The following is a 3,360-nucleotide window of genomic DNA, read 5'->3' as shown; positions in this document are numbered from 1 at the left end:
CTGGAACCCGATTCTTCAGGACTCATTTATGAAGTTTTCAGTATGGAGGAAGGAAATAAAAAAAGTATTCTTTTGCCCGCACCTTTGGGCTTGATGCGTGAAGATCAAGGATTTTATTCAGGTTTGGTTTTTGAAGAGATTTCAGGGCCTACCGGGCACACAGATGAATACACCATGCTGACTGGAAAGCGATTGGACAACAGGGCTGAGGCAGAAGAAATGACCCTGATTTTCTCCAATCAGCAGGGGAGTTTATTGAATCTGATTGTCAGGGCTTATGATGAAGGCATCGCGTTTCGATATGTTTTTCCCGAAAAGCACGAAGGGAAATTCAAAGTGGTCAAGGAGTTTACAGGATTTCACTTGGACGAATTAAGTAAAAAATGGATTCAACCTTATGACTCTATTACCAATTATAGCCCCGGCTACGAAAAATACTACACCAATGGAGAGCCTTTGGATACGCAGCCTCAATATAACAATGGTTGGTGTTTTCCGGCGCTCTTTGAGACTGCCGGGCATTGGATACTACTTTCTGAGTCGGATTTGGATAAGGGGTTTTATGCTTCTAGGTTGGAAGGGAATGGCTCAAAATATTCCATGGCGGTACCTTTGGAAGAAGAGGCCTTTGGTCAAGGGGCCATATATGCAGAAAGTACCCTTCCCTGGGAAATGCCATGGCGATTCATCACCGTCTCCAAAGAAATTTCAGGCATTGTTGAATCCAATATGGTGCATCATTTGGCCTCGCCACAGATGGATATGGATTTTTCTTGGGTAAAGCCAGGCAGGGCTTCCTGGAGCTGGTGGAGCGACAATGACAGCCCACAGGATTTTCAAAAACTCAAAACATTCATTGATTTTAGTTCAGAAATGGGCTGGGAGTATTCACTGATTGATGCCAATTGGAACGTCATGCGAGGAGGAGATGTCTGGGAACTGAATGAATATGCCAAATCCAAAGACGTAGGGCTTTTGCTTTGGTACAATTCCGGCGGCCCACACAATGTGGTAACAGAAATGCCCCGGGACAGGATGCATGAAGGAGAAAGGCGAAGAGAAGAATTTAAAATGCTTCAGGATAAGGGAATTAAAGGCATCAAGGTGGATTTTTTCCAAAGCGATAAACAGCACATTATCCAACAATACTTAGGAATTTTGGAGGATGCAGCAGCCCATCAGATTATGGTCAATTTTCACGGCAGCACGATGCCAAGGGGCTGGGCGAGGACTTGGCCAAACCTGATGACTATGGAAAGTGCAAGGGGAATGGAAACCTATATTTTTGGCAGGGACTTTCCGGATAGGGCGCCCTTACATAATGTCCATCTGGTATTTACCCGCAATGTGGTGGGTTCCATGGATTATACCCCTTTGGCATTCTCAGACTCCAGGTATCCCCGGATAACAAGTTTCGGACATGAACTTGCCCTTGGAGTGATATTCGAAAGCGGGGTCGTGCATCCTGCCGATGCTTTGGGCAGTTACAAAAGTCTGCCTGATCCTGTACTGAAATTTATCAGTGAACTCCCGGTTGTATGGGAGGAGACCAGGCTTTTGTCAGGACATCCCTCTTCAGATGCATTGATAGCCCGCAACCATGATAATGCATGGTATCTGGGCTATATCAACGGTCTTGACAAGACGCATACTGTGGAGGTGGACTTAGGCCTGTTGGAGGACGGTACCTACCAAATGGAACTGATTGCTGACGGAGAGAACAAAAAATCCTTTTCTTTTGAAAATTCAGAAGTTTCATCCACTGACAGACCCTCTATTGCCGTACTTCCCCATGGAGGATTTGTGATGAAACTGGTCAAAAAGAAATAGATTAAAAATCGGCACTTGTTGCCTAATCTTAAAAACCCATATGGTATTTATCTAAAAAATTTATCCGAAGCTAATTGAACTTAAATATGAAAGCATATAAAAGTGGATTAATGATTGCATTATTATTGATTGCATGTAATTCAAAACAACAAATAAATGAAATAAATGAGCCTGAACATATCCTGATAAGTGGGATTTATCCGCATTTGGCTTATTACAACGAAGAAGGAGAGTGTGGTACAGGTGCCGTAGTTCCATGGGCTGACAGACTTTGGGTAGTCACCTATGGGCCTCATCTGCCTTTTGGCTCTTCTGATAAACTTTATGAAATCGATGCTGAACTGAATCAGGTCGTAAGAGAGGAAAGCATTGGAGGTACTCCTGCCAACCGCATGATTCACAGGGAATCTGACCAGCTCTTTATTGGTCCTTATGCGATAAGTAATCAGGGTGAGGTTAGGACAATTCCCTACGATGTGATGCCCGGACGACATACAGGTAATGCCAGACACTTATTCAATCCTGAAAGTAAAATCTATTATGCGACTATGGAGGAAGGATTTTATGAAGTTGATGTCCAAACCCTAGAGCCAAAACTGCTTTACGAAGATGCCAATGTGGGAAGGCAAAAGGGAAATGACACTGATGCGAATCTTCCAGGATCCCTTTTATTGGGATCACATGGAAAAGGAGCCTATTCTGGACAGGGTGTTTTGGTTTACAGCAACAATGGTGAATCTGGACAGCAGGCAAAGGAACAATTTGATATTGAATCAGGGGTTTTGGCTGAATGGGATGGAAAGGATTGGAAAACTGTTCGGAGGGCCCAGTTTGTGGAGGTTACAGGTCCGGGAGGAATTTATGGAAATCCCAATCCAAAAACAGATCCTATTTGGGCAACAGGTTGGGATCATAAATCGATATTGGTAGGTGTGAGGGATATGGGTGAATGGTCTTTTTATCGATTGCCAAAGGCAAGTCATAGTTATGACGGTGCACACGGATGGAATACTGAGTGGCCAAGAATCAGAGATATTGGTACGACGGAAAACCCCGATTATTTGATGACCATGCATGGAATGTTTTGGAAATTCCCCAATACTTTTTCTTCGGAAAATTCAGTGGGAATACGTCCAAGGTCTTCATATCTGAAAGTCATAGGAGATTTTGCAAGATGGAATGATCAAATTGTTTTTGGTTGTGATGATTCTGCACAAAAAGAATTTCTAAATACCAGAAAGGCCAAAGGAGGTATAGAAGGTCCTGGCCAATCCAATTCCAATCTTTGGTTTACATCTACAAATCTTCCGGATGAACTTGGACCATCTGACGCTAACGGAGCTGTTTGGCTGTCCGAAAATGTTGCAGCGGGAGAGGTTTCCGAACCTTTTTTATTTGCCGGTTGGATCAATAGATCAGCTTGGATTCTCAATGAAGGACGATCAGAAAACGAATTTTTATTTGAGATCGATTTGAATGGGGATAAGACATGGAAAACAATATTGTCCAAAAAGGCAAAGCCCGGAGAAA

At 43.3% G+C, this 3,360-nt stretch carries 1 protein-coding gene and 1 pseudogene; both read left to right on the top strand.

Features of this window, described 5'->3' with window-relative positions; translation table 11 throughout:
* Window positions 1-1,830, top strand: a 1,830-nt coding sequence (locus tag ACEW8O_RS20500; RefSeq protein WP_373496496.1) for a glycoside hydrolase family 97 catalytic domain-containing protein, incomplete at its 5' end; no start/stop codon positions are given.
* A gap of 86 nt (window positions 1,831-1,916) precedes the next feature.
* A pseudogene (locus ACEW8O_RS20495) lies at window positions 1,917-3,360 on the top strand (hypothetical protein); the annotation flags it as partial.

This window comes from Aquiflexum sp. (assembly GCF_041749095.1).
GTDB lineage: Bacteria > Bacteroidota > Bacteroidia > Cytophagales > Cyclobacteriaceae > Aquiflexum.
Note: the sequence above shows the minus strand (reverse complement) of the source record. Positions and strands in the feature narration are given on the sequence as shown.